Source organism: Edaphocola aurantiacus, assembly GCF_019797745.1.
Taxonomy (GTDB): Bacteria; Bacteroidota; Bacteroidia; order Chitinophagales; family Chitinophagaceae; genus Edaphocola; species Edaphocola aurantiacus.
Window position 1 is genome coordinate 127,626 of the sequence record NZ_VOSI01000004.1, and the last position, 26,328, is coordinate 153,953.

Sequence of the window (26,328 nt, forward strand, 5' to 3'; positions counted from 1 at the left end):
GTAATAGATATCCCTGCACTCCCGCACTGCTCCGGCTATTAGTTTTTATCTACAGTATAGCCTTTCTTGTTTGCCAGTTTCATAATAGAATTATTGATTGCCGTACCCAGATCATCTTGTTGGGCCGCCGTATTTTCTGCGGTCTTCTTGTCAATGTATGCCTGACGTTGTTTCGCCAGCGTATTGATCTTGTCCTGGTAGGCCTCGCGCTCTTTCGTTTTGGTCACAACGTATGCTTCTATTTCTGCCTCTGATTTACCATCCAGTTCTTTAGGTAGATATTTTTTCTCCAGCGTTTTAACGGCTCCTTTGTCCGTTTTCATCCGGTCTACCAGATCCCATGACTGGTTGTTATATGCCGCTTTGGATTTACTGATGCTACGCTCTACTTTTAAGGACTGGCTTACATTGTAGGCATTTACATCCTGATTCATCTGCATGTCTTTTTTCATCGCACCAGATGCGCCATATTGCACATAAGTACTGTTCAGGCGATCGTTATACTGTGCAATTTCATCATCATACGGAGTCGCCACAAAACGGATCTTTTCATTGGAGTTGATGTTGAAATATTCACCGTTGCCTCTTAATGCACCATCTTTCCATGAACTGTTGATACCCTCCGTATAATCGCCGCAGTATATCGTATTGGTTCCGATCATTTTGCTGTTGCTCAGACCGATTGCCTCTTTATACGAAACACTTCCTTGGGTAAACGGTTCGTTACCCGCAATGTAGATCAGCCGTATATCATTGCGGCTATCCGACCAGGCCAGCTGCTGTGTGGCTTTACGGATCACGGCACCGCAATACTCCTCACCACCATTGGTGCGCAGGGCAAATAGTTTTTCAGAGATCAGGTCCAGGTCTGTTGTCAGCGGACTGATCATGCGCACGTATTGATTAGAGGCCGGGATGCCGTCATTACCATACTCATACAAAGCAATCTCGATCTGTGGTTGCTGTCCCTGAAAACGCAGGGTGCTTAAGCTGTTGATAATATTCCATAGACGGGATTTTGCCTGTTCGATCAGGCCCTCCATACTACCCGAAGTATCGAGCAGAATGGCCACCTGTATCCTGGTTTTACGGGCAGCTACCGGACGGTCAAAACTGCTTACCGGTCTGCGTTGCTGCTGTTGTGCGGTAACATCACCGATGCAGGATATACTATATAGCGCGGTCCAGGCGCAAAGGATCATCTTTTTCATAACAGTTGTTTTTATAGATACAAAGCTATTTGCTTGTCAGATGTGTTTTCGGCAAACTGGGTCAATATGCCGCATGACTTGATGAATGAACTAAAGAATAGGGTAAACTGATGTTACGGTTGTAACGGTAATGTTTTGAACTGACCATCCGGACTCACCAGGATATATTCTTTATTCGGCTTCTTGTCTTTTTCCTTATCTCTCAGAATCGTAAGCTGCACCTGGTACAGGATCTGTACCGATGGCTCCAGTATTCCGGGGTTGATGATGAAATCAAATTCCTTGTCCATCACCGGCTGATAAAAAAGGCTTGTATTCTTATCCGCTGCATTAAAGCGATTGGTGTTAACGCCACCGGTAATTGAGTTGTTGCGGTAAGCAGTATAGCGTTTATACATTTCTGTAGGCAGGAAAACTTTGAAGCCGTCATTGTAGGTACGGTCAGTGCCCGTAAGGCTGCTACCCAACAGTGTTTCCTGGAATTTGATCTTCTCCAGGACCAGTTTCTGCGCCTTAGCCATCAACTCTTTTTTCAGCTCTTCCATACGCAGTACCGTATAGTCGACTTTGACCAGATCGTATATTTCCTGTTCCGCGGCGATGGCCATCAGTTCATCCATCAGTGCAGGGTCGGTGAGCCTTATCTGTATATTCTTTTTGAGCTCAAATCCGGCAGGTACTTCATTGTAGGTCTTTTTACTGAAGATTTTTTGTTCTACCTGCGTCTGATACAGCGGTACGCAGGAAATCATATCTACATAGATCTGAGCCCCTTTAAGCGCCTGCATGGCGGCGGTAGCCGTTTTGATGCGCTTATCCATCAGCTCATGTGCTTCCTGTGCACTTTTGCCGGTTTGTGTAACGGAAAAAGTAGCGATCAGCACATCCGGTTTTACATTGAGCATACCTTTAATATTGATATACAGGTTGCGGTCAGCCGTCGCTCCTACACTAATGGTTTGTTCCGGGTAGTGTACCGTTTCTTCGTAATTGATATTGCCGGAGATCTGTGCTGAGGACAGCAAAGAGGAGCATAAAGCAGTAAAGGCAAAAATGAGTTTTTTCATAATGGAAAATTGTATTGAGGGATATTTTACAATTCAAAAGTAGCCAGTGAGATAGCGTGCAGAAGGTACTAATGGGTGAATGCAGTGTATGACTTGGTGAAACAGGAGGTCATTGTGATAATTAGTTATAATTTTATCTTTTAAAATATGCAGATGAAACGAAGTCTTGAAGTGAGTATGTTATTGTTGCTTTTACTGGCCTTTACCGGCTCAGTGATGGCACAGTCTGCACCTGCCAGTACCGAATCCTTGAAGAAGGGTTTGCCCAAGGCAAAAAGCATGGGTACTATAGCCAGTGAAGCCGAGAAAGACATCAGCTCTGATAATAATCAGCAGCAGGCCGATGGGTATATACGTATGGGAGATGTATTTTTTACACAGGGAAAATACAATGAGGCAGAGCGGTATTTCGAAAAGGCAGCAGTGCTGTTAAAGAATAATGACCGGGAGTATTCTGCAGCCAAACGTAAAGTAGCTAAGGCGCAGGAGATGCAGGCAAAATTGAACCTGGCAGCTCAAAACTATGACCTTGCCGGTAAAGGATCGAATACAAGCCTGAACCGCAAATTGAACTATAATGATGCCAATCGGCTGCGTACAACAAATTATAAATACCAGCAGCAATTATCGCAGGATAATGTTTCCCTGTTGCAGAAGACCAAAGATAAGCAGGTCGATGTACAGCAGGAAATGAGCGATGCCTATACACAATTGGCCACCTCTCAGAATAATGTAGAAGATAGTAAAGCAGCCATTAATTCATTGACCAATGCCGTAAAACAACAGGATAAATCCAATGCCGGTACCGAAGCCGCGGCGGAACAGCTCTCCCGACAGCTGGTGCAGCAGAATAAGGTCGAAGATGCCATTGCACTGAATAAGAGCCTGGTGAAAAATACGGATGCCCAGACGCAATCTAAACTAAAGGTTACTGCCTATACACAACTGGGTACATTATATGCGCAGTCCGGAAATCAAGTACTGGCTGAAGAAAACCTGCGTAAGGCTTATGATACCGCCAAATCAGTACATAATACACAAGCCGGCAAAAATGCCCTGAAACATCTGCTCGAGTTTTATATACAGACCAATGAGTCCGGGAAAGCACAGTCTGTTATGCTGCAGTTCCTTGATGATATGGATGAACTCTTGCTGAAGGACAGCGCGCTTATGGATAAAAAAGCAGTGGAATTATCGGCACAGAAAATAAAGCAACTGGAGAACGAAAAGGAATTACAGAAAGAGATTATTGTACAATCGCGCCGCTCCAATTATTTGCTGCTGGCTATTGTCGTGGTCATCCTGCTGTTCCTGGGGCTGATGCTGCGCGCATATTATGCCATTATGCGCAAAAATAAACAGATTCGCCTGCAGTCTTTGCGCAGAGAAATGAATCCGCATTTTGTATTCAACAGCCTTAATAGTGTGAACCAGTTTATTGCCGAGCACGATGACCGCAAAGCGAATGCCTACCTCAATGCCTATTCTCGCCTGATGCGTACGGTAATGGAGCATTCCAGTCATGATTTTGTGCCCCTGAGTGTAGAATTGGATCACCTGCAAAAGTATTTATCACTGGAGTATCAGCGATTCAGCAGCCAGTTTGAATACCACATCAATGTGGCCGATGATATAGAATCGCATGATATCATGATTCCCAATATGCTGTTGCAACCTTTCCTGGAGAATGCCATCTGGCATGGACTACGGTATAAAACAGATAAGGGCCAGCTGTGGCTGAATATAAAGCAGGCGGGCAATACGCTCTATATGACTGTAACTGATAATGGCATTGGAATAGAGCAGAGTCTGGCCCTGAAAACAGAGAACCAGAAAGCCTATAAATCACTGGGCATGCAGAATACCAAAGAGCGGATCGAACTGCTGAACAGCCTGTATAAAACACAGATCAATTACCAGCTGAAAGACCTTTCCAGTGAAGGCAAAAACGGAACGACCGTAACCCTTACCTTACCCATACAAAGAAAAAATGATGAAGATACAGACCATTAATGCCGTTATTGTAGAAGATGAAATGGCTGCGGTGCAGGCACTGAAAGCTTACCTGGCCAAGTATTGCCCGCAGGTAACGGTTACCGGTATTGCCCATAACTGTACTGATGCTATTGCCATATTGCATGAGCTGCAACCGCAACTGGTATTCCTGGATGTGGAAATGCCTTTTGGAAATGCCTTTGATGTGCTGGAAGGCTGTCGTGATCTGGATTTTGAGACAATCTTTGTAACTGCTTATTCTGAGTATGCCTTGCGCGCCCTGAATCAGAGTGCAGCCTATTATCTGCTGAAACCGGTCAGTATAGAAGAACTGATCGTTGCCGTACAGAAAGTTGGTCAGCTCATACAGCAGAAGGATGGTATACGCCGCAACCAGGTGGTGATTGATAATAACAAGAACAACTTTGAACTGCAAAAGCTGATCCTGCCCACTATTGATGGCTTTGAAGTCGTGCAGAACAAGACTATTATGCGCCTGAAAGGCAATGGCAATTTTACAGATATCTTTATGGAAGATGGCAGCAAGAAAATGGTCTGCCGCTTTTTAAAACATTTTGAAGAACTGCTGACCTATCCTTTTGTGCGCATTCACAAGTCGCACATCATCAATATCCATTTCGTGAAGAAATACCATAAGGGTACTGGAGGTTATGTTGTACTGGCCGATGGCAGTGAGATAGAGGTTTCGGCCGGGTATAAAGATCAGCTGCTGAAAGCTTTTGCTTAAGACTGCCTTATCATACTCTGAGGCACTCGAAGGGTACATTGGGCAGCAGCGATTAGGCAATAAAGGAAGTGCTCATGCAGAAGCCTCAGTTGCGGTATTCCGATTTATTTTTCTCCCCATTTATATCCTTTTCCTGGCAGGCCCAACAGGCCTATAATACGGTCCACAACCGTCATGGCCGCTTCTGTAAGGTCTTTAGGCTTGCTGTAAAAGCTGGGTGATGCAGGGCATATGATACCACCGGCTTCAGTTACCGTTTTCATATTATTGATGTGTATCAGGTTGTACGGTGTTTCACGGATTACACAAATAAGTTTACGTCTTTCCTTCAGCATTACATCTGCTGCCCGGGTCACCAGGCTATCGCTGATGCCGGTCGCAATACGACCCAGCGTACCCATACTGCAGGGCACGATCACCAGCGCATCATATCCTGCACTGCCTGAGGCAAACGGTGCATAGAAGTCATGCGTCTCCCAGATCTTAAAAGGGAACTCTTTGTAAGATTCATCATCCAGTTCCTCTTTCCACACCGTATATGCGTTCTTACTGTATACAAGGTCTACCTGTATGGCGAGATCCTCATCGATCAAAGCTTTCAGGCTTTTCAGGAAAAGTTTCGCATAGATCGATCCGCTGGCACCGGTAATGGCAACTGCAATTTTCATGATGAATAATGTGTTTAAATGCTATGCAAAAGTACGGCTAAATCTGTAGCACAGCAGACTTGCGGCAGACTTTTGTCCCGGTCTTTCCCTAATCTTAACGCTTTCATTGCGGTTTTTAGCTTAAATTTACAAACCTCTGAGCCGGATATGCCGGTCTTATTAAGCGCATGAAATTGTAATTATGAAATACCTGTTAATTGCTGCCTTGTCTTTAAGTTGTATTACACAACCATTATGGGCACAGAAAAAAACAAAGAGTACAGCCAAGTCTTCTAAAACGACATCTGCTGTAGTGAAAGATGCTGCGGTAGATACCAACGAAATCCAATGGATCTCTATGGAAGAGCTGGAGGCTAAAATGAAGGCCAGACCTAAGATGGTGTTGATCGATTTTTATACTTCCTGGTGTGGATGGTGTAAGGTAATGGACTCTAAAACGTATACCAATAAAGAGCTGATTAAATATGTAAACCAGCACTTCTATGCGGTGAAGTTTGATGCCGAAACCAAAGACGTTATAAAGTTCTATGGCAAGGAGTACACCTTCGAACAGGAGCTGCGGGCTAATCGCCTGGCAGCAGAAATGATGGGTGGACGCATGAGTTATCCGACTACGGTTATCCTTGGAGAGAACCTGAGTTTTGTGAATCCGATCCCGGGATACCAGCGTATTGACCAGATGGAAAGTATACTGAAATTCTTTGTGGAGGCATATCCTAAAAAGACCACCTGGCAGGATTTTCAGCGGGATTTCAAACCTTCCTGGGCACCTAATTCTTAAGTCAATATTTATAAAACAACGGTGGCGCGCTCTATGAGCGCGCCACCGTTGTTTTATAAATGGGTTAGTGTATTAAAGCGTATTCACTACTGCTTTCAAACGCACCAGCTTCTCCAGCAGAGGTTGCAATAAAGCAAGGTTCAGCATATTAGCACCATCCGATTTAGCATGCTTAGGGTCCGGATGCGTTTCGATAAATAAACCATCTGCACCTACTGCAATGGCAGCACGTGCTATGGTTTCAATCATCTGCGGATTACCACCGGTTACACCAGAGGTCTGGTTCGGTTGTTGCAGAGAGTGTGTACAATCCATCACAGCTGGTACCCCCATATCTTTCATGATTGGGATGCCACGATAGTCTACAATCATATCCTGGTAGCCAAACATTGTGCCACGGTCGGTCAGGATCACCTGCTCATTACCGCTTTCTCTTACTTTGTTCACTGCAAACTGCATTGACTCAGGAGCCAGGAATTGTCCTTTCTTAATATTTACGACTTTCCCGGTTTGTGCTGCTGCCACGAGGATATCAGTCTGACGACACAGAAATGCCGGAATCTGTATAATATCTACGTATTCCGCAGCCATAGCTGCTTCTGAAGCATCATGAATATCAGTAACCACCGGTACTCCGAAAGTTTGTCCCACTTTTTGCAGGATCTTCAGTGCATTCTCGTCACCAATACCCGTAAAGGAATCGAGGCGGGTACGGTTTGCCTTACGGTAAGAACCTTTGAAAATATATGGTATGTTCAGTGCACTGGTAATTTGTACAATCTGCTCTGCAATGCGCAGGGCCATATCTTCACCTTCTATGGCACAAGGGCCGGCCATCAGAAAGAAGTTGTCTGTTTGGGTATATTGCATGTTATCGTTTTAATGGATTAATGTATACGATCTGCGCGGGGAGGCATAGCTTCCATGATCTCTTTTTCTTCCTGCAGCCACCATTGCCAGGTGTCACGTACGGTTTCCTCTTCGAAATAAGTGCGCGCCAGATCCAGGAACAGGCGATAGTGCCCGGCTTCTGAAACCATAAATTTATAATAGAATTCTTTCAGTTTATCATCGGAGATATGAAGGCTCAGCAGGCGAAAGCGTTCACAGCTGCGGGCTTCGATCAGTGCACAGATACATAATTTATGCAGCAGGCGTTGTTCCGGGCTGATGTTCTTAGGCTCGCGGGTCAGCAGGGCATTCACATAATCATCCTTACGTTGTTTACCCAGGTGTAATCCTCTTTTCTTCAGCTCGGCCAGCACCATGCGGAAGTGGCCCCATTCTTCCGTTACCACCGGAGATAATTTGTCGACCAGTTCGGCACGATCAGAATATCGCTGAATAATGGAGATCATTGTGGTCGCGGCTTTCTGTTCGCAGAATGCATGATCGGTCAGTATATCTTCCAGTGAAATAGCGGCAATATCTACCCAGCGTGGATCGGTAGGCAGCTTAAGGCCCAGTATCGTATTTTCTGACATAAAGCTTTTTAATGAACTGCAAAATTAGCCCTTTTCAAGGAATCCCCGATCAGCTTCTTTCTGTACATTATCCGGGATAAATGGTAACTTTATAAGACACTAAAAACATACCAAATGAATAAGGAAATAATCATGGCTGTTTTACTGGGCGTCGGACTCAGTGCCAGTTGCGGTTTCCGTGTATTTGTACCTATGCTGGTTACAGCCCTGGCTACCCATTTCGGGTGGTTTCCCGGTTGGGTGCATAACCAGTTTGCCTGGATGGGATCTATGGCAGCTATCGTAGCATTCGGCAGTGCATCTGTATTAGAGATTGCAGCGTATTACATCCCTGTGGTCGATCATGCGCTGGATACGATTGCAACACCCCTTGCGGTGGTAGCCGGAACATTGCTCACCTCTGCTGTCTTACCTATAAATGATGAAATGCTGCGCTGGGGATTGGGTATTATTGTAGGTGGTGGTAGTGCCGGAGTCATACAATCCGGTACGGTCATAACCCGCTTACTTTCCGGTAAGTTCACCATGACCACCGGTAACGGAATAGTCGCCAGTGGTGAAAATGTGGCTTCAATAGGTGGGTCGGTTATGGCCTTTGTACTACCCATTATTACAGGTATTGTAGCCCTGATTATGGTATGGGTAATGGGCGGGTGGCTGATCCGGCGATTCAGAAGATCGGCAGTCTGAGCATAAAATATTACTGCGCATTATAAAATATAGAAGGTATTTGGTGTCCCGTAATCAGAGTTCGAAGTTCGAATTCTGGGGATGCTATCAAAAAAGGAGCACATAAATGTGCTCCTTTTTTGATAGCGTTTAATGCGTTATGAATAGAGGAAATATATTTATTTCCTCTGGCAAAGAAATAAAGTCTGTATTAAGATATTCCCTATATCTTCGTGGTGTTTTAAGATCAAGATTGCATGAATAGCGTAAGTAGACAAGGCATCCTGTATTTATCATTGGCATTGTTTGCGCTGTCTTGTCTACTACCAGCAGTTAATCATCAAATTGGCGTATTAAATTTAATATCTGGCTTTCTGTTTCCGTTCTACCCTTTGTCCTGGCCTTATTTGTTCTTCTGGTCTGCCAATATCCTGTATTACATTGATGTCAAACAATTCAGAAAAGGTAAGGATACCTATCCTGTGGGTATAATGGCATTCATACTAGCTGTTTGCTTTTTCATATTTGAAGCTGTAATAGACTTCAAAACGGTGTTTACAAACCAGGAGATGTCTATCAGTATAGGGTATTATGTATGGACGATCAGCTTTATTATATTACCTATTTATCAGATTACCTTTAATTTTAAAAACAAGAGTAAGAAATGCTGAATACAATACTGAAAGATAAAAGCTTCCGGCTTTCTATTTTGCTGACCACAATCTTTATCGGGACAGGAATTGTATTTCTGTTTTTTGGACTTGCAGACTATAGCTGGATTTTATTTGGCCTCCTTCCCGTTGTATTGGGTGTTGCTATCGGCACTATGAAGGTCAGGGGATATGCACTTCTGGGAACTGTCATCACCACAATCCTGTTACTTATTGCGATTTACATTCCCGGTCTTTCTGGTGTCATTTGCATTGTAATGGCCCTGGGGTTAATTGTTCCATTCATCTTCTTAGGCTATGTAATCACCAGATTGGTTAAGCGTTACAAAATAATCAAGGAGACCAACAGGTTTTCTGTGCTGGTTTTACCCTTAATTCCTTTTTTGATCGCCGCGCCAACGGAACATTTTCTTAAAAGTGACAAGGAAACTATAATAGAGGTTAAAACAGAAAAGGTTTTTAACTACTCTCCAATCGAAGTATATGATGCCATCAAGTCGGTTGATACACTTGATGCGGAAAAGCCACTTTTGCTCAAACTGGATTTACCCATTCCTACAAAATGTATTCTGGAAAAAGAAGAAGTGGGAGCATTGAGAACTTGTTATTTCAGGGGCGGGAGGTTAAGTAATGCTGACTTTGGTGGAGGAACGATTACAGAAAGAGTGACGGAACTGGAACGTGGAAAAGTCTTGAAGATGGATGTTATTGATTATAATCTGATCGGAAGAAAATGGATAGGGTTTAAGCAAGCGATTTATTATTTCGAGCCAGTTGGCAATAATAGCTGCAAATTAACCAGAATAACCACCTACACATCTGTGCTAACTCCACGTTTTTACTGGGAACCAATGGAAAAGTTAGGAGTTAGCCAGGAGCATGACTATGTATTTAATAATCTTGAAAAGGATCTAAAAATGAAATACGGCAGGTAATAATACTTCTATACATTAAGGTGTAGTCAAGGAAGCATCAGTTCAGGCCATAAAAAAAATGGAACACGTTCACCGTATTCCATTGTATTGAATATTTTTATGTCTATTGCTATAGCGCCATGTATGCTTCCAGTTGGGCACAACATTTTTCAGCTGCGGTACGCTCTTTATCTGCATACCATTCTGCTGTCCATTGTATGGCCTGATGGGCATTCAGTTTGGGGCGGAAGCCGATATCTTCTTTAATCCGGGTATTGTCCAGCAAGAGTAGTTTTGCCTCATGTACAGCAGCCCCGTTCTGGGCCGGAGTTTCATACTGTCCGCGGCCGAATGCCTGGATAAACTGCTCTGTTACGGTTTTTACATCTAATACATCAGCCGCCTCCGGTCCAATATTATATGCTGTAGCATATTGTGTCGGTTGCTCCTGCAGGTGTGCTGCCATTTGCAGGTAAGCATACAGCGGCTCAATAACATGCTGCCATGGACGTACCGACTGCGGGTTGCGTAACTGTACCGGTACATCCTGCTGGATGGCCCGTACGATGTCGGGGATAATACGATCTATGGAATAATCACCACCGCCGATTACATTACCGGCACGCATCGATACAATACTTTTCTGATGTACGGCATAATCTGCCGGGTTGAAAAAGGAATTGATGTAGGAACTGATCGCGATCTCAGATGCCGCTTTACTGGCAGAGTAGGGATCGTAACCGCCTAATTTATCCTGCTCCAGGAAGGGCAATCCTTTTTCATTATTCTCATATACTTTATCCGTAGTGATGATGATACCGATACAAGGGTTTTCCAGGTGGCGCATGGCCTCCAGGATATGTACGGTCCCCATTACATTGGTCGAAAAAGTATCAACCGGTATTTCGTAGCTTTTACGAACCAGCGCCTGCGCTGCAAAATGAAATACAAAATCCGGTTCGAAGCGTATAATCTCTCCCTGTAACACCTGTGCATTGCGTATATCGTCAATTACAGAGGCATAACAGAGTGCTTCACCATTTATCTGGTTATACAGGTCCTGGTCCTGCTCAGGAGCCAGGGAGTAGCCTTTTACAATGGCACCCAGGTGGTGCAGTAATTGTAGCATCCAGGCTCCCTTAAAGCCGGTATGCCCGGTAAGAAATACCTTTTTGCCTTTAAATACTTGTCTGAGATCCTGCATGATTATAAATTATTTTTTACCAGCATTTCCATTTTGCACCCTTTTCCCACATGCTTTCCAGCTCTTCTTTCTCTCTCAGGGTGTCCATACATTTCCAGAAACCATGGTGCTTATAGGCGGCAATCTGCTGATCTTTTGCCAGGTTTACCATAGGTTCTGCTTCCCACATAATATCATCCATATCACCTTCAAGATATTTACGGATCTCCGGTTCTACTACGAAATATCCCGCATTGATCCAGGAGCCGCTATCCTTAGGCTTCTCTTCAAATGATTCTATTACACCGTTGTCCTGCATCTTGATGACTCCGAAGCGGCTGCCCGCCTGTATGGAAGTCATGGTACATATCTTTCCGGTTTGTTTATGAAAGTCAATGGTCTCATTAATATTTGCATCAATAAGCCCGTCGCCGTACGTCAGCAGGAAAGGCTCATTGTTGGTATAAGGCAGTACACGTTTCAGTCTTCCGGCAGTCATTGTTTCCAGCCCGGTATCAATCATCGTTACCTTAAATGGTTCTGCATTATTATTCAGAAATTCAATACTGTTGTTTTGCAGATCTACCGTCATATCGGCATTATGCAGGAAGTAATTGGCAAAATACTCTTTGATATGCCAGCCTTTATAACCCAGGCAAATGATAAATTCTGTATGCCCGTAATGCGCATAGGTTTTCATGATATGCCATAGAATCGGTTTGCCACCGATCTCGATCATGGGTTTAGGTCTGAGCTGCGATTCTTCTGATATTCTGGTGCCCCTGCCTCCGGCAAATATGACTACTTTCATATTGAATAGTATGATTAAAATAGGGTTTGTTTATTCGTCTCCGGCTACATCCTGGCCAAAGGTATAGATGCAGTCTTTAGAGAATCTTTTCAGGATCTGGTATACTTCTTTGCCTTGTTCGTATATCTTGGCATTGTATCGGTTGCCCAGTACAATTACAGTCGTATTATCCTGAATAAAGCGGTAAAATACGGTATTATTTCCGTGCCACCAACCATTGTGGTATACGATCTTCTGCCCGTTAGGGAAGTCATACATACGCCATCCCAGTCCGTAGTTTTTCATACCGCGCATTTCATTGGAATAACCGGTAATGGACAGTTTCTGCATTTTATCACTCAGGATATCGTGGTTGTAGAAAGACTGATCCCAACGATACATATCCTCTACTGTACTGTAGATACCTTTGTCACCATAAACACCATCCTCATGTGTGTTGTCATGGATCAGCCAGTTAAATTTATAACTGGTCGTCATCTGGCGATTGCTGTAATCATCTTTAGGATCATACACAAATGTATGGGTCATACCCAGCGGATCAAAGATCAGCTCTTTCATAAACTGCTTATACGGCATGCCTGATACTTCTTCCACGATTCTTGCCAGCAGTGCATAGTTTGTATTGCTGTAGTTGAATCGAGAATCCGGTGTAAACATCAGCTTCGGTTTATACGTAGCCAGGTATTGCTGCAGATCATTATTATACATCGGAGCTTTACCAGCCCATTTAGGCACGCCCGTTTTGGTATAATCGGGTAATCCGCTGCGTTGATCCAGCAGCATTTTTACCGTAATATTAGTATATGGGAAGTTCTTCAGGTAGGTATTTACCGGAAGCTCAATATCCAGGTATTTATTCTGATACAGCCATAACACAGCAGTTGCCGTGAATGGCTTAGAGGTAGAGGCCAGCTGGGTGGAAATATTAGCGCTCAATGGCATTTGTGCTGCCTTATTGGCCACGCCAAAGTGTCGCTGGTAAAGGATCTTGCCCTTTTTACCAATCAGTACACTCCCGTTAAAACCACGGTTAACCTGTACATTGTAATAGGAATCGAGGGAACCGATAAGCTGTCTCGCCTGAGGGCTGCTGGTATCGGCATAGGTAATATTGATCTTTTTATAATTTTCTTTATTGATCAATGGTTTGCCGCTCGCTTCATGGGTGGCTCCTGCCTGACAGGCAAGGAAAAATGCCGAAAATACTAAGATATAATAAGGGGATGCTTTAAGGATCTTCATCACAGACTGATCAATATTCATTTCAAAAAAATACAATATTGCGAAGTTACTTCTAACCTGCAATTATTTGAAAAAATTAACAATAAGTTTTACTTCTCTGCGTACTGGTCTATGACACTTTGTGCAAATGATTTTACATCATCGATAAACTCGTAATAGTACTGGTTTAGGGTATAATAATGGGAGACGAAGGCAACATAGGCCTGGTCGGCATTGTCGATATATTTGGCCCGGTGCGCCAGTCCGTTAAAGGATTTCTGCATGCCCTTCATCGTACGGTAACCATACAGCCAGTTGTGCTCCCGCATGTATGGGAATATCTTTTGGAAGCCTTCCGGCAGCTGGGGCAGGTATTGCACCAGTGTGTGGTAAGTCTCCTGGGTAAAATCAAATAATGCCTGCTCACTGGTAAAGCAGTGAGGATCGTTTGCAATAAAATGATCGTAAAGGCTGTCTACAAATGCACCGGCATATAAGCGATAGTGCTCTCGAAAGTACGTTTTGGCCTTTTGGGACGCGGGGTGATTGTCGGCAAAGCGATCTATCTCCCGGTGTAATAATACACCGTTATGAATGCCTTGCGGAAGGCTTTGTAAGGCAATGCGGCCTTTGATATGATCACCGATCATATTGCCAACCAGAAGTTCCGGATGGTTAAACGATAAATATGCGTGGCCGAGGTAGTTCAATTAAGATCGGTTTGATTTTTGTTGGGTAATAAAATTATAGTCGTGCAGCAGTTCTTCAAAGAAGTAGTAAGGATCCATACTGTTATTATGAATCTTAAGTACATCTTCGATTCTGCGGGCCACACGGTCTACATAAAGATCCAGGTCGCTGGTACGTTTCTGCGACAACAGGTTACGCAGGGTGTTGATATCCTTATCGGTCAGTTGCATGACTTCCGGAAATTTGGGAACATAATCGGTTTGTGTACCCACTTCTCTGAAGATAGTATGCTCAATATTTGTCTGGTACCGAAGATCGATCACTACAGTATTGGCAGCCCTGTCTCCTATACGCTTGCCCGTTTCGGATATTGCCATAGATATGATGTCCGGTAATGCCAGGATGCCGACTGCTAAAACCACAACAGGCATAGTAAGCAGGTAATAGGCCACTCCTACCGAGGCAAGATTGGGGATAGACAGAATCCAGCGCAGCAAAAACTGGCTGGTACTGGCCGCATTTCCGGATTCATTTACGACCCTTATGCGCATGATTTTCTTTCCCAGGCTTTGTCCGTTCATCAGCAGCTCGCATACCAAATGGTAAAGGTATATGGGCAGCACAACCAGGAAAAGCTGGGACGCTTCCAGCAGGTCATCCAGCTCCGAAGCTTTGTCTAAAACCGTGCTGGTCATAACAAACGCGAAAATGGCGGTGATCAGTAGGTCTATGCCGTAAGCGGCTCCTCTCTTAAAGATAGGAGCCACCGCAAATTCAAGGTCAATATTGAAAGGAGTATGTACCGTTAGTCTGGCCATATGCCTTATTTCTTTTTATTCTTCTGAGCATCAAATGCCGTCATCACTACCATGTTCACGATCTGTTGCACGGAGCTACCCAATTGCAGGATATGCACCGGCTTTTCCAGCCCCAGTAATATTGGTCCGATCAGTTCAAATTCGGCTACTTCCTTCAGCAGGTTGTAGGCAATATTTCCGGAAGACAGGTTAGGGAAAATAAGGGTATTCACACCACCTTCTACCAGGTCCGAGAAAGGATAGTTTTCTCTTAAGGTTTCGCTATCGAAAGCCATTGCCGCCTGAATCTCACCATCAATGATCAGGTCCGGCTGTTTCGCTTTGGCGATTCTCGCTGCCTCACCTACCATACGTGCTTCAGGGGTATCGCTGCTGCCAAAGTTAGAATAAGAGAGCATGGCTACTCTTGGGGTAATATTAAAGTGCGCTACTTCTCTTGCGGTCAGTAAGGCAATGTCTGCCAGTTCTTCTGCATTAGGGTTCAGGTTCACCGTAGTATCGGCCAGGAATAAAGGTCCTTTAGGTGTCAGTACGATATACATACCCGCAACTTTTTTTACGCCTTGTTCCACACCAATAGTCTGCAGTGCCGGTCTTATTGTATCCGGGTAGTTTCGGGTCAGTCCGCTGATCAGTCCATCAGCCTCACCTGCCGCAACCATCATACAACCGAAGTAGTTACGCTCGCGCATAATCTTTTTCGCCTCATATGCATTAAGTCCTCTTCTCTGGCGCTTCTGGAAGAATTGCTCTCCATAAGCAATGCGTTTCGGCATAGCCTCATCGCTGCGCGGATCAATGATCTGAGGGTTTTTCAGTTCAATCTTGTTTTCCTCGATCAGTTGTTTGATCTTCTTCTCATTACCCAGCAGGATAGGGAAGGCAAACCCTTCTTCCTCCACGATCTGTGCGGCTTTCAGCACCTTCACATTGTCAGCCTCTGCAAATACAATACGCTGCGGATTCTTACGGGCTTTCTCATTGATCACCCTTACGATAGAGTTATTGATGCCCAGGCGATCATTCAGTTCCTGTTTGTAGGCCTCCATATCCATGATCGGCTTACGGGCTACGCCACTATTCATCGCTGCCTGTGCCACAGCCGGAGCTACGGTAGAGAGCAAACGCGGATCGAGTGGTTTTGGAATAATATATTGCGGACCAAACGTTAGGTTTTTCTCACCATAAGCGATATTAACGATGTCCGGTACCGGTTGCTTGGTCAGCGATGCAAGCGCATACACTGCAGCAATTTTCATTTCTTCATTAATGGCGGTGGCCCTCACATCCAGTGCTCCGCGGAAGATGAACGGGAAGCCCAGTACATTGTTTACTTGGTTAGGATAATCGCTGCGGCCCGTTGCCATAATAATATCCGGGCGTGCTGCTACGGCATCATCATAAGTGATTTCCGGGTTAGGATTAGCCATGGCAAACACGATAGGGTTCTGCGCCATAGCGCGCACCATATCCTGGTTCAGTACATTACCTGCGCTGAGCCCGATAAATACATCGGCACCCACCATTGCTTCTGCCAGGGTCTGGATATGTGTATCCTGTGCAAAGAACATACGGCTTTCGTCCAGGTTGGTACGGTGTATATTGATCACACCATCAACATCGAACATGATGATGTTTTCTTTCTTCACCCCAAGGTTCAGGTACATTTTTACACAGGCAACTGCTGCTGCACCCGCTCCGCTAACCACCATCTTTATTTTAGACGGTTCTTTCTTAACCAGCTCCAGGGCATTCAGTAAGGCTGCTCCGGAGATCATAGCGGTGCCATGCTGGTCATCGTGCATGACCGGTATGTTCATGGCTTCTTTAAGCCTGCGCTCTATTTCAAAGCATTCAGGTGCTTTAATGTCTTCCAGGTTAATGCCGCCGAAAGTGGGTCCCAGGGCTTTTACCACGGTTACAAACTCATCGATGTTTTTGGTATCCACTTCAAGGTCAAATACATCGATGTCTGCAAATATTTTGAATAATACACCTTTACCTTCCATGACCGGCTTGCTGGCGCCGGGACCGATATCGCCCAGGCCCAGTACCGCGGTACCGTTACTGATTACCGCTACCAGGTTGCCCTTGGCGGTGTATTTATAAATGTCTTCAGGATTCTCTTTGATCATGAGACAAGGCTCTGCTACGCCGGGAGAGTAGGCCAGAGACAGGTCTCTTTGTGTTTTCGTATTTTTAGTCGGTACTACTTTAATCTTTCCGGGCCTTCCGTTCGCATGATAGTCCAGTGCTTCTTGTTTGATGTTTCTGTGTGTACTCATCTCAGCTTAATTTGTGCCTTTGCGGTTAAATATAAAAACAGCCTCAAATTTAACGATTTGAGGCTGTTTTTAAAATTTATTTTATATTAAAAAAGATTACATGCTTAGAGTCCGTATGTTTTGATGATCTTGTGATCTGCATCAAAGACAAAGCGTACTTTAGAGTTTACCTTTTTCTCCTTCTGGTCTTTTACAGAGAAGTAAGAGTAGGTAGTGGATACATCGTAGGTATTATCGCTTACCTTTTCTACTTTGATATTGCTGTGCTGGTTGTTCTGTGTTTTATCCCAGGTGCCCTGGTAGCGGTCTTTCAGCTCATCGTATGTAGGGTAATTGATGTCCCAGTAGCGCTCCATATTAGGAGAGAAGTGCTGGTAGATCTCATCGAAATTACGGGACTGCTCTGCAGATAATAATGTTTGTATCTCGCGGGCGTTGGTACGGTCATCTTCCGTTTGCGGTGGGGCAGCAGGTTCTATAGTCTCTGTGGGTTTAGCAGTCGCTACGGCTGTATTGGCTGTATCGGTTGCCTTTACCTCGTTTGGTACATTAGTATTTTGCTTCTCTATTTCCAGAAAATAATAAGCCAGGCCGCCGACTACCAGCAAGCCAACGATAATGGCAATCCACATGCCTGCATTGCTTTTCTTTTGTACCAATGCTGCATTAAAGGGTTCTGGAGGCACATTGCTGAAGTTTTGATGCTCCATCGGTGTATTGTGCGTAGGATACTCTATTTTCTGAGCCGGAGCCGGTGGTGGCGTAGGCATGATCGGAATATGGTTACTACGGGATTGTCCTAAAAACTCCTGTTCGAAATTTTTAGAACTGATGGCATCCAGGTTCCAGTGCTTATACAAGCCGGTGAGGTGGATGTTTACTTCCGAATCATTAAGACCATTCCAGGAATCTAACAGATCCTGTGGTGCTTCCTGTCCGAATTTTTTCTGATATAAGAAACTTATATACGCTACAATATTGCTTCTGCTGATCATTGTTTGTTTTTTTTCTTTAAGGTTCTAAAGCATATTTCAGGTATTCGATTCTACCTGAGTTGTCAAATTTAGTATAATATTCTTTGGCAGAACCGTCACAATTAAATAAAAAATAGGTTCCGTTCACGAGCTTAAATAAGGTATTGTCATTTTTAAGATCGGTATAGCTCTCTGTGTATGCAGTCTTATACTTAAGCGGTTTCGGCGCTTCATAGCTATTCGTTTCAGGATTACCGTAAAATACATAATAACCCCCGTCAGAGAGCTGCGCCACTACACCATATACATTATCCTTCAGGGTCTGTTTGATCATGGAGGAGTAAGCCTTGTTACCATTGCTGCAGGTATTGACGATATACAGTTTCTGCAGGGCAGGCTGCTGTTTGATGCTGCCGACAATCACCTTACGGAATGGAGAGGTAAGGGTAGCGCTTTCATTTTTTACATTATTGATCTCGCGGAATACATTGCGGTACACCAGGAAATTATCCTTGTCTTCGATCACATAGTTCTCATTAACATAACCAAAGGCCTCCGGTTTGTTGAGCAGGTAATCGCTGAAACTGGTACTGTCAAACACCACACGACGACTGGCATACATTTTATCATTCACCTTTACCTGGTATAGTTTAGCATCTGTTGTACGCAGATAAGATACCGAATTGGCAGTAGGGTATATGTCCATACGACCGATCGGTTTTCCCTCAATATCGCGTATCGTTACATTGTCTGTAGTGACATATACATAATGCAGGCTTTTGAATTGCTTATACTGATACAGTACGTATACGACGATAGCGAGTATGGGCAGAAACAGCAGTGCGATCCAGGGTCTACTGCGTTTTTGTTTTACACTCACAGGAGCCGGACGGCTTGCCGGTGCCTGGCGCTGCTGAGGTATATCCTGCGGCGGCTGTACCTTTGCTGCTACAGGTTGCGTACCCTGCTGTGCATAGAACTCCTGTATCTCCCTGTGTATATCCTCCCCGGTATAATTCCAGGAGAGAAACATCTCTTTCAGGTATTGCTGTATTTCTGCATCATTCAATCCTGCCCAGCTCTGCAATACTTCTTCACTGGCCTCCTGAGACAATCTTCTTTGGTACAGGTATTTGATAAATGCGTTTATGTTGCTGCTGTTGATCTGCATGTGCTTTAGGTTACTTGTTGTTTTTGTCTACAATCTTAATAAGAATATCATTAGGCACCGGTATAGCATTATTCTTTATTTTAAATGTTGCATACACGGTATTGTTGTTCTTGTCGTAAGTGATTTTAAATCCGAACTGGTTCAGATCATATTTCAATAGTGCAGCATTACCGTTATAGAAATCCCGGGTAATCTCATTGGCTCCGCTAAGGGTAACCAGGAGTTGGCTGTCTACTACTTCAGTCTTAATATTAGGCTGATATGCAGTCTGGACAAGGCGCACGAAGGTATCGGTTTTTATCCAATTGTAATGCTCCGGGCCAAATGCATCATCCCTGACCGTAACCCTTTCTTTATCGGGTGCCGCATTTTTAATACTTAATTTAAGCCAGGAAACCAGGCCTATCGTCAGAACTATTGACAGGATAATCAATATGATCTTTATGGGTGTTGATCTCATGGTTTTTTATTAAAATAGTATTTGAATGATTGTGATTCTACAGATTGACTGATGATACGATTAACCAGATCCCAGTCAAAATCGCCTGTATGGTCTATGGTGAAATACCATCCGTATAGTCTTGCCTGTCCTATGTTTGCTGCACTGGTCAGATCTTTGTCTGCTACAATAACGATCAGTCTCCTGGAGCTTTTTCCTTTCGAGGTCTGCTCGTTGATCGTTCCCGTTTTGGCATAGAAGAAGTAATTACTGTACTTCGCTTTAAGACCTGATAAACGCTTACCGGTACCATTTGCACCATTGATCACATCACTCATCCCCTGCATGATATTGTAGGCCATAAAGGTGCGGAAGTTACCATCGCCTCTCCAGCTGGAGTCTACCTGCCAGTTCTGAACCGGCATTGCCTGCCGCGTCACACTCATGCGGAAATTGCGGTTCTGGCTGGCCATAGACATGTACATCTGCAACATCATAAATGGTGTGATGCGATACGGATAACCACCCAGTGTGGCTGTTTTCAGCCCCAGGTTAAAGTTCTGCTGTATCTCGTTGAATGCCCGTTCTGACTGCAGATAATACGATTGCTCAGGGAAGCTCCATAAGTAACCACCGCTGCGGTTGCGGTCCAGTACATTATACAGGGCAGAGTCTACATAATTAACCCTGTCGATACTCGTCACCTGGAAATCATTTTTGTCCTTGTCTTTGGTACGCAGGCTGGCATTCTGCTCAAAGCCCGTAGCGATGAGTGAGTTCTCATTGCCAAAGTAGCTTTTATGCGTTTTACCCTTATCCGTAGCCGGCCAGTTGCCTTTGCGGGCATTGAAGTTAGGCAGGTAATAATTTGATCCTTTAAAAGATAAATTCGGGAAGGTATTATTGGCGCCTGCACCTCTACTCAGCACATTTTCCAGGCTGTAATGGTTATCTTTAAAGTAATTTCCTTTGCTATACGAACCCAGGAACATCATTACCGATTGATAGTAGTTACTGGAAAATTCCAGGAACTTGGTCAGGCCTACATCACCGTAATAGTGGTCATCATTTTTCCATGGTTTCACCAGTTTCAGACCAGCATAAGTATTGATCTCCGGTATGCCGGCAGGATGCAATACCAGGTTTTCCCATCCGGCATTTACCTGCGATGCGATGAGGCTGGTCGTAAGTGGTTTGATGGAGGAGCCTGGTCCGAGGAACAGGTTCAGCAGGTTACGATTACCCCACTGATCCCTTTCATTTTTTGCATTGCTGAAGAAGAACTGCTGTCTTTGCAGGGCATAAATAGCAGCATCGTTATTCGGATCCAGCACATTACGATTGGTCACGTAGTCTGCCATCAGGCGCACGTTTCCGTCACCGTCGGTGGCGATAACACTAAAGTTGTATTTCTTGTTTTTATCAACAATCTGTTTGCTGACCGCATTGATGTCATTTTGCACATCTTTTGATAATGCATAATCCAGGGTAATGCGTACTTCCTTATTCAGCTCTTTCTCGTTACTGTAGGCTGTTTTCAGGGCATTGGCAAAGTTGTATATCCAGAAGTTATTTTCTTTCAGCGGGTACACAATCTTATATTCTCCGTTGATCCATTTATTTAAGGCATAGCGGTTGCCGGAGTTGCGGAAGCCCAGGGTAAAGGACTGATCCTGATTGAAGATGGTTGCCTGATCTTCATTGTTCAGTGTGCTGACAAATGAAGTGGCATTCTGCTCAATATTCTTCTGTACATTTTTATATACAAAAATATGTGCCTGGCCTTTGCTGCTATTGTTTACATTAATGATCCCTACATTTTCCGGATTGTTGCCTGCAAACCAGTTGCCCGGCATTAAGGCAAACTGTATGCTGCTGGACGGATCGTTAATGAAATAAGGTAACAGCACATTTTTGGCGCTGTTATTATAGCTCACCAATGCGGTAGATACATCATTAAAGAATAAAGACTCGCTTACATTTCCGTTCCATATCATACGACTTTCTACAGGAGGCAGTTCCAGGTACATATTCTTATTGTACACGGCATTGTAGCGCTCATTGTCGTAAATGATAAACAGCGGATTATTCAGTTCAAATGCTGTAGATGGTTTGTCTATCAGGTTATTGAAGATACTGCGCGTATAGGGGTCCCCGACCACATCGTTTTTCAGGTGTGCAAAGCGATCATCCTTGCCTAGGATGCCGATCAGCTGGGTATAATTATACTTCACTCTTTTGCTGTCGAGGCTGTCCTGTATAGTGGCCAGCAGCCCGTTCAGGTCAACATCTATATGCTTCTGGGTTTTGTCCAGGGTGATAGAGAAGTTTTTATTATTCAGTTCATTTCTCTGTACTGTGGTTAAGGCAAATGCTGCGATTAAGGCCACGAAGAAGGCATACTTAATAGCATTGCCCTGCAGGTTGATGTTGAATGAGTGCTGTTGTGTAGGTGCCTGTACCAGCGTTAAGCCCAGTAGTAATAAAGGTAATATAACCGATACACGGCTGGTAAGGCTCAGGAATGGAAAATCCTGGCCGAAGAATACGAAACGGTTGGTGGCCGTCAGCCATACAAACAAGGCTATGGTAAAGAGCAGGATCAGCGGTATTAAGCCCGCATAGCTGCCCAGGTCTCTCGGTTTGGACGGATCGGATGGCAGTAGTTGTACCTTGTACGAGATCAGGTACAGGATCATAGGTAATAAGATCAGGAACAGGATCAGATACATGACAAAATCGCCCAGCTCGCTGATCACATAACGGGCGATCACTACATCACGCGTCTGCGTAGGATAGTCTACCCCCACACGGGAATGCGGGCGCAGGTTGATGGTATAATGCTCATCGTACGGTTTGCTGATATAAGAGTTGATGAACCATTGGTTCTCAGCAGTTTCAATGATCTTCCTTGTTTTGAACGAGGTGTATTCATTCTCCTGCATCAGCTGGCTGATCGGCTGGTGAATGATAGAAGCGCGGTACTGTACGTGTTTTACAACATCATTCAACTGATGATCTACTCTTGCGCGGGTGTATGGTATACTGATCAGGATGATCCACAATGCGGTTACACCTAATGTAATCTTCAGTACTTTACTGTCTTTCGGATACAGCACATAAATGATCAATGCTACGAATACCAGTACGGCCAGTATGACGAATAATTTATACGTCAGCAGGTAGTAGAACAGCGATTTGAACGATAGGGTAGTCAGGTATACAATCAGTGCTGTGATACCGTATATCCAATAGTTGTTCGGTTTGTACAGCATACGCTTGATGCTGTTGTTGCTGCGATCCAGTGGCTTTTTCAGGAAGTTGATGAAGATATTCTTCAGCAGGATGAAAAGGGTAAACAGGATGGCAAATCCGCGGTCACATACAGCAAAGAACAGGATGGTCAGCGCGGTAATGATGAAGGTCGGATTATTGAAAAGGTAATAGAAATAAGCCTTGGCCTGTATTTTCAGTTTGGATTTTTCGCCCAGTATATCCAGTGGCTTATACTCGAACCGGCGGTTGCTGATCTTGGAAAAATACCAATAGCCCAGCAGTGGCACCAGAATAGAAATAATACGGGTAAAGATCTCTATATGCATCACCTTCTTGTTGAGCATAAAGAGTACAAGACAGGCCGCGATGAATATAGCATATGTCTTGTTGATACCGGCCATGTTGCCTGTATTCAGCTTCAGAAAACGATCTAATTCAAAATCACCTTTACGGTTCAGTACTGCTCTGTAGATAATGATGAGTAGGACAAACAACAAGATCCAGATCAGGGTAAGCGGTACCGGTAGTATAAAGCCAAGGTTAAAATCGAAATTGATCAGCGTATTTTCCAGCTCGTATTTGGTAATGTTCTCCAGCGGAGGGAAGGTAGCTACACGCCAGTACAGTATAAAACGTAAGGCCGTCAGCACAAAGATCACAGAAAGGATGATCGGCTCCAGGCGGTCTATTTTTTTGCCGGGGAAGAAGACTGTAAGCAATACAAAGGCGATATAGATAATGCCCAGGTACAGCACTGTATTGTCCGGGCTGAATCCGTTTTTGGAGAAATCCCTCACATCAAACAAATAATGCACACTATGGTCTTCGCTACTCAGGCTGAATTTCTGCTGGGTCACATCCTGGTGTTTGCCATTACGGTTATTGTCCGTTACAGCAAGGGCCAGCGGGGTATTGGGTGATCCGGTAACATAGTCTATATTACCATCAATAGCCTCGCTCACACGCAGGTTGTAGGTCGTAAAATAGAAGCCTTCTTTTAAGTTATCCGTAATGATGCGGTCAAAATCGTTCGTAATGAAACGAATATTCTTGTCGCCCCTGGATTGGATACCCGGGCTTTTGAGCATATAGGTATTGGGATAATCAAATACAATAGCCAGTTTGTTCTGGTTGCCCAGAGCATAATCTGCACCTGCAATACTACCCAGGTGCAATAGTTTTTTATTATTATTGAATCCGATGTAGAACTGTTCTCCCAGGCCGATCGTTGCCGCGTTGCTGATATTCGGGCTGATCGTTTGTCCGCCTACCTGTAACTGGTATCCGTTGGTGAAGAAGCTTCTATCCGGGAATAGTTTCAATGATTGTGCATCCTTTGAATGATTGACCAGGAGGTAGGTATTGCCGGTTTGCAACAATATAGATTCCAGTACCTGGTAACTTTCCGGCTTACCGGAACTGAAGTTGCGGTTGTCAAGGAACAGGTCGAAGATGGACATCCCTTTTTTGAGCGGAGCATCTTTGATGGTGATATTATCGGTATAAGGCGCCGTAAGATTAAACTGCTCCAGCAATTCTGCATCATTACACTGCAGGCTTATAGTATAAACCGTTTCACTTTCAGGAGCACCGAACAGGCGTTTGAATATGTTGTAGTGCTGCTCCTGTATGCTAATATTCAGTTTGTTCTGTGCATTACTGATGCTGAACTGATCTTTAATGTCTGCAGTGAAAATATTGTTGAGCAGGCGGTTTTCTCCATCATCACCAACCTGTATCACCGGCTGATAGAATGCCGAGAAGCTTACCCTGGCCTGATCTGTACCGGATGCTGCTATCGTAATGCGTGCATCACGATTGGTACTGTCCTGCAGGATGGGGAATACATCCAGCTTTTTATCAAATGCAATACCGGTATTGCTTAAGCCATGGTATTCATTATTGGTAAACCAGCTGCGGTCTCCCAAAGGGTTCATGGTAAAGTATACGGCAAATACCCCTGTCATAAAGACAAGGGTAAGTAAACCGAAATTCAGTACGCTTTTCCATTTATTATTGAACGCGACCATTTTACTGATGCGTTCATCGCCCTGCTTATATTGCTTTAACCGGGTATTGATAATGTTTTCCAGCCCCAGTTTGGCTACATAGAAAAACAGACATGCAATAATGGTGAGGCTCAGGAACCAGCTCAGCACGCTGCCAAAGGCAATATTGAGGCCGATAATCGCGGCAGCCGGTATACCAAAGAACAAAAGTTTCTTCATCTAGATATGCTTTAATTTATAACCCAGTACGATACTGTCATCCAGTCCGGTCACACCATTGCGCTGCAGGATATCCCGCAGTACACGGATGTTGGCCGGTATTTTATCGATTGGGGTATCCGGACCTATAACCGGGAACTCATTGGTAAAGGTCGGATTGCCGGTGATGAGCTGCACATTGGCATCATCATAATTAAGTTTTTTACGGATCTTGGTACGGGTAATGCTGGACAGGTGCGTCGCTGCAATGTTGAGCTGACGCATGATTTCAGCCTGGTTGCCCTGGTTGATGGCTTCCTGTAACGGAAGTACGATCTTCTGAAATACCTGGTTGTAATAGAGCTCATCGCCGGAAATAAGGGCTTGAGTCTTCTCTGTAATCAGGCGGTTTTTATCTCGCGTATCCGTCAACTCTTTCTGTAATTGCTGTAAGACCAGTGGATCGGCTGCGCCGGCTGGAGCAACATTGTCATTATGTTGTGGTGCCGGTGCGGAAGGGCGCATCATTTTACCTGCAATAAAACCGATGATCAGGGCTATAACACCACTTACCAGTGGCCATAACCATGCATTGGCGGTAGATGTTTCGGCAACTTCAGCGGCCGGTTGTGCCCCTTCTTCTTCGACGGTGTCCGTAGCGGAAGCGGCAGTTCCGTTCTGGCTGATGAGCAGTTTGCCATCCGGCATTTTACCGGCAACATCCAGCATCTTATTGATGGTGCTGCTTCCGGCATTATCACTCAGCACAGAAGTTAACTGTGCTGAGGATACATGGAGTAAATTATATATCGCGGTACTATCCTGCGGATTGACCAGCTCTATCGTTTTTCCGGAACGTTTTATGGCAAAGTCCTGTACTTTTTCATCCTTTTGTACTTTGAGGACATCGTTGCTGATGATAACAGCGGCGCTGCCGGTGTAGCCGGGAAGTTGCATGCTGCCTTTCTGCGCGTCAATATTCTGTGCGAAACTGAAGAGGCTGATGCAGCTCATGCCTGATATTAAAATAGCTTGCTTCATAATG

At 44.4% G+C, this 26,328-nt stretch carries 21 protein-coding genes; 5 read left to right on the forward strand and 16 right to left on the reverse strand.

Annotated elements, in window-relative coordinates; genetic code table 11:
- Positions 1 to 38: 38 nt before the first annotated feature.
- A complete protein-coding gene (locus tag FTD44_RS12495; protein WP_222166771.1) occupies positions 39 to 1,211 on the reverse strand; it encodes a vWA domain-containing protein in 1,173 nt (390 codons plus the stop codon).
- A 113-nt stretch (positions 1,212 to 1,324) separates the two neighbouring features.
- Positions 1,325 to 2,278, reverse strand: a complete 954-nt coding sequence (locus FTD44_RS12500) for an SIMPL domain-containing protein (RefSeq protein WP_222166772.1) — start codon at positions 2,276 to 2,278, stop codon at positions 1,325 to 1,327.
- A 153-nt stretch (positions 2,279 to 2,431) separates the two neighbouring features.
- On the opposite strand from FTD44_RS12500, the gene FTD44_RS12505 reads away from it, so the two are divergent.
- Entirely contained in the window at positions 2,432 to 4,291 is a 1,860-nt protein-coding gene (locus tag FTD44_RS12505; RefSeq protein WP_222166773.1) for a tetratricopeptide repeat-containing sensor histidine kinase, read from the forward strand.
- Positions 4,269 to 5,021 (forward strand): LytR/AlgR family response regulator transcription factor, encoded by a 753-nt coding sequence (locus FTD44_RS12510; RefSeq protein ID WP_222166774.1) that lies wholly within the window; start codon positions 4,269 to 4,271, stop codon positions 5,019 to 5,021. The genes FTD44_RS12505 and FTD44_RS12510 overlap by 23 nt, the downstream gene beginning before the upstream one ends.
- A gap of 104 nt (positions 5,022 to 5,125) precedes the next feature.
- Here FTD44_RS12510 and FTD44_RS12515 read toward each other — a convergent pair whose 3' ends face one another.
- Positions 5,126 to 5,689, reverse strand: a complete 564-nt coding sequence (locus FTD44_RS12515; RefSeq protein WP_222166775.1) for a UbiX family flavin prenyltransferase — start codon at positions 5,687 to 5,689, stop codon at positions 5,126 to 5,128.
- Between the two features lie 181 nt (positions 5,690 to 5,870).
- Here FTD44_RS12515 and FTD44_RS12520 point away from each other — a divergent pair, with 181 nt between their 5' ends.
- Complete coding sequence (locus tag FTD44_RS12520; protein WP_222166776.1) at positions 5,871 to 6,470, forward strand: thioredoxin family protein; 600 nt, start codon at positions 5,871 to 5,873, stop codon at positions 6,468 to 6,470.
- A gap of 72 nt (positions 6,471 to 6,542) precedes the next feature.
- Here the strand turns inward: FTD44_RS12520 and kdsA are convergent, their stop codons facing one another.
- Together kdsA and miaE are read right to left on the reverse strand one after the other, a co-directional pair.
- Positions 6,543 to 7,340: a 3-deoxy-8-phosphooctulonate synthase gene (gene kdsA, locus FTD44_RS12525; protein ID WP_129019838.1), complete on the reverse strand. Its 798-nt coding sequence runs from the start codon at positions 7,338 to 7,340 to the stop codon at positions 6,543 to 6,545.
- 17 nt (positions 7,341 to 7,357) lie between these two features.
- A complete protein-coding gene (miaE, locus tag FTD44_RS12530; RefSeq protein ID WP_222166777.1) occupies positions 7,358 to 7,954 on the reverse strand; it encodes a tRNA-(ms[2]io[6]A)-hydroxylase in 597 nt (198 codons plus the stop codon).
- A 114-nt stretch (positions 7,955 to 8,068) separates the two neighbouring features.
- On the opposite strand from miaE, the gene FTD44_RS12535 reads away from it, so the two are divergent.
- Together FTD44_RS12535 and FTD44_RS12540 are read left to right on the forward strand one after the other, a co-directional pair.
- Entirely contained in the window at positions 8,069 to 8,644 is a 576-nt protein-coding gene (locus FTD44_RS12535; protein WP_222166778.1) for a DUF4126 domain-containing protein, read from the forward strand.
- A 643-nt stretch (positions 8,645 to 9,287) separates the two neighbouring features.
- Positions 9,288 to 10,229 carry a polyketide cyclase gene (locus tag FTD44_RS12540; protein ID WP_246625433.1) on the forward strand — a complete coding sequence of 314 codons (942 nt, stop codon included), beginning with the start codon at positions 9,288 to 9,290 and terminating at the stop codon, positions 10,227 to 10,229.
- Between the two features lie 109 nt (positions 10,230 to 10,338).
- Here FTD44_RS12540 and rfbG read toward each other — a convergent pair whose 3' ends face one another.
- The 11 genes from rfbG to FTD44_RS12595 all read right to left on the reverse strand — a co-directional run bounded on the left by rfbG (position 10,339) and on the right by FTD44_RS12595 (position 26,324).
- The gene (gene rfbG / locus FTD44_RS12545; protein ID WP_222166779.1) at positions 10,339 to 11,412 is read right to left on the reverse strand and encodes a CDP-glucose 4,6-dehydratase; all 1,074 of its coding nucleotides are present in this window, start codon (positions 11,410 to 11,412) and stop codon (positions 10,339 to 10,341) included.
- 16 nt (positions 11,413 to 11,428) lie between these two features.
- On the reverse strand, positions 11,429 to 12,202 hold the full coding sequence (gene rfbF, locus FTD44_RS12550) for a glucose-1-phosphate cytidylyltransferase (RefSeq protein WP_222166780.1): 774 nt from the start codon (positions 12,200 to 12,202) through the stop codon (positions 11,429 to 11,431).
- A 30-nt stretch (positions 12,203 to 12,232) separates the two neighbouring features.
- Positions 12,233 to 13,465, reverse strand: a complete 1,233-nt coding sequence (locus FTD44_RS12555; protein WP_222166781.1) for a serine hydrolase domain-containing protein — start codon at positions 13,463 to 13,465, stop codon at positions 12,233 to 12,235.
- A 68-nt stretch (positions 13,466 to 13,533) separates the two neighbouring features.
- Positions 13,534 to 14,133 carry an acyl carrier protein phosphodiesterase gene (locus tag FTD44_RS12560; RefSeq protein WP_222166782.1) on the reverse strand — a complete coding sequence of 200 codons (600 nt, stop codon included), beginning with the start codon at positions 14,131 to 14,133 and terminating at the stop codon, positions 13,534 to 13,536.
- The gene (locus FTD44_RS12565; protein WP_222166783.1) at positions 14,134 to 14,931 is read right to left on the reverse strand and encodes an RDD family protein; all 798 of its coding nucleotides are present in this window, start codon (positions 14,929 to 14,931) and stop codon (positions 14,134 to 14,136) included.
- A gap of 5 nt (positions 14,932 to 14,936) precedes the next feature.
- Positions 14,937 to 17,216: an NADP-dependent malic enzyme gene (locus FTD44_RS12570; RefSeq protein WP_222166784.1), complete on the reverse strand. Its 2,280-nt coding sequence runs from the start codon at positions 17,214 to 17,216 to the stop codon at positions 14,937 to 14,939.
- A gap of 104 nt (positions 17,217 to 17,320) precedes the next feature.
- Positions 17,321 to 18,211 (reverse strand): hypothetical protein, encoded by an 891-nt coding sequence (locus tag FTD44_RS12575; protein WP_222166785.1) that lies wholly within the window; start codon positions 18,209 to 18,211, stop codon positions 17,321 to 17,323.
- A 16-nt stretch (positions 18,212 to 18,227) separates the two neighbouring features.
- Entirely contained in the window at positions 18,228 to 19,361 is a 1,134-nt protein-coding gene (locus FTD44_RS12580) for a hypothetical protein (protein WP_222166786.1), read from the reverse strand.
- A 10-nt stretch (positions 19,362 to 19,371) separates the two neighbouring features.
- Complete coding sequence (locus tag FTD44_RS12585) at positions 19,372 to 19,821, reverse strand: hypothetical protein (RefSeq protein ID WP_129019827.1); 450 nt, start codon at positions 19,819 to 19,821, stop codon at positions 19,372 to 19,374.
- The gene (locus FTD44_RS12590) at positions 19,818 to 25,304 is read right to left on the reverse strand and encodes a hypothetical protein (protein WP_222166787.1); all 5,487 of its coding nucleotides are present in this window, start codon (positions 25,302 to 25,304) and stop codon (positions 19,818 to 19,820) included. Before FTD44_RS12590 ends, FTD44_RS12585 begins: the two co-directional genes overlap by 4 nt.
- Positions 25,305 to 26,324 carry a hypothetical protein gene (locus FTD44_RS12595; protein ID WP_222166788.1) on the reverse strand — a complete coding sequence of 340 codons (1,020 nt, stop codon included), beginning with the start codon at positions 26,322 to 26,324 and terminating at the stop codon, positions 25,305 to 25,307.
- Positions 26,325 to 26,328: the final 4 nt, after the last annotated feature.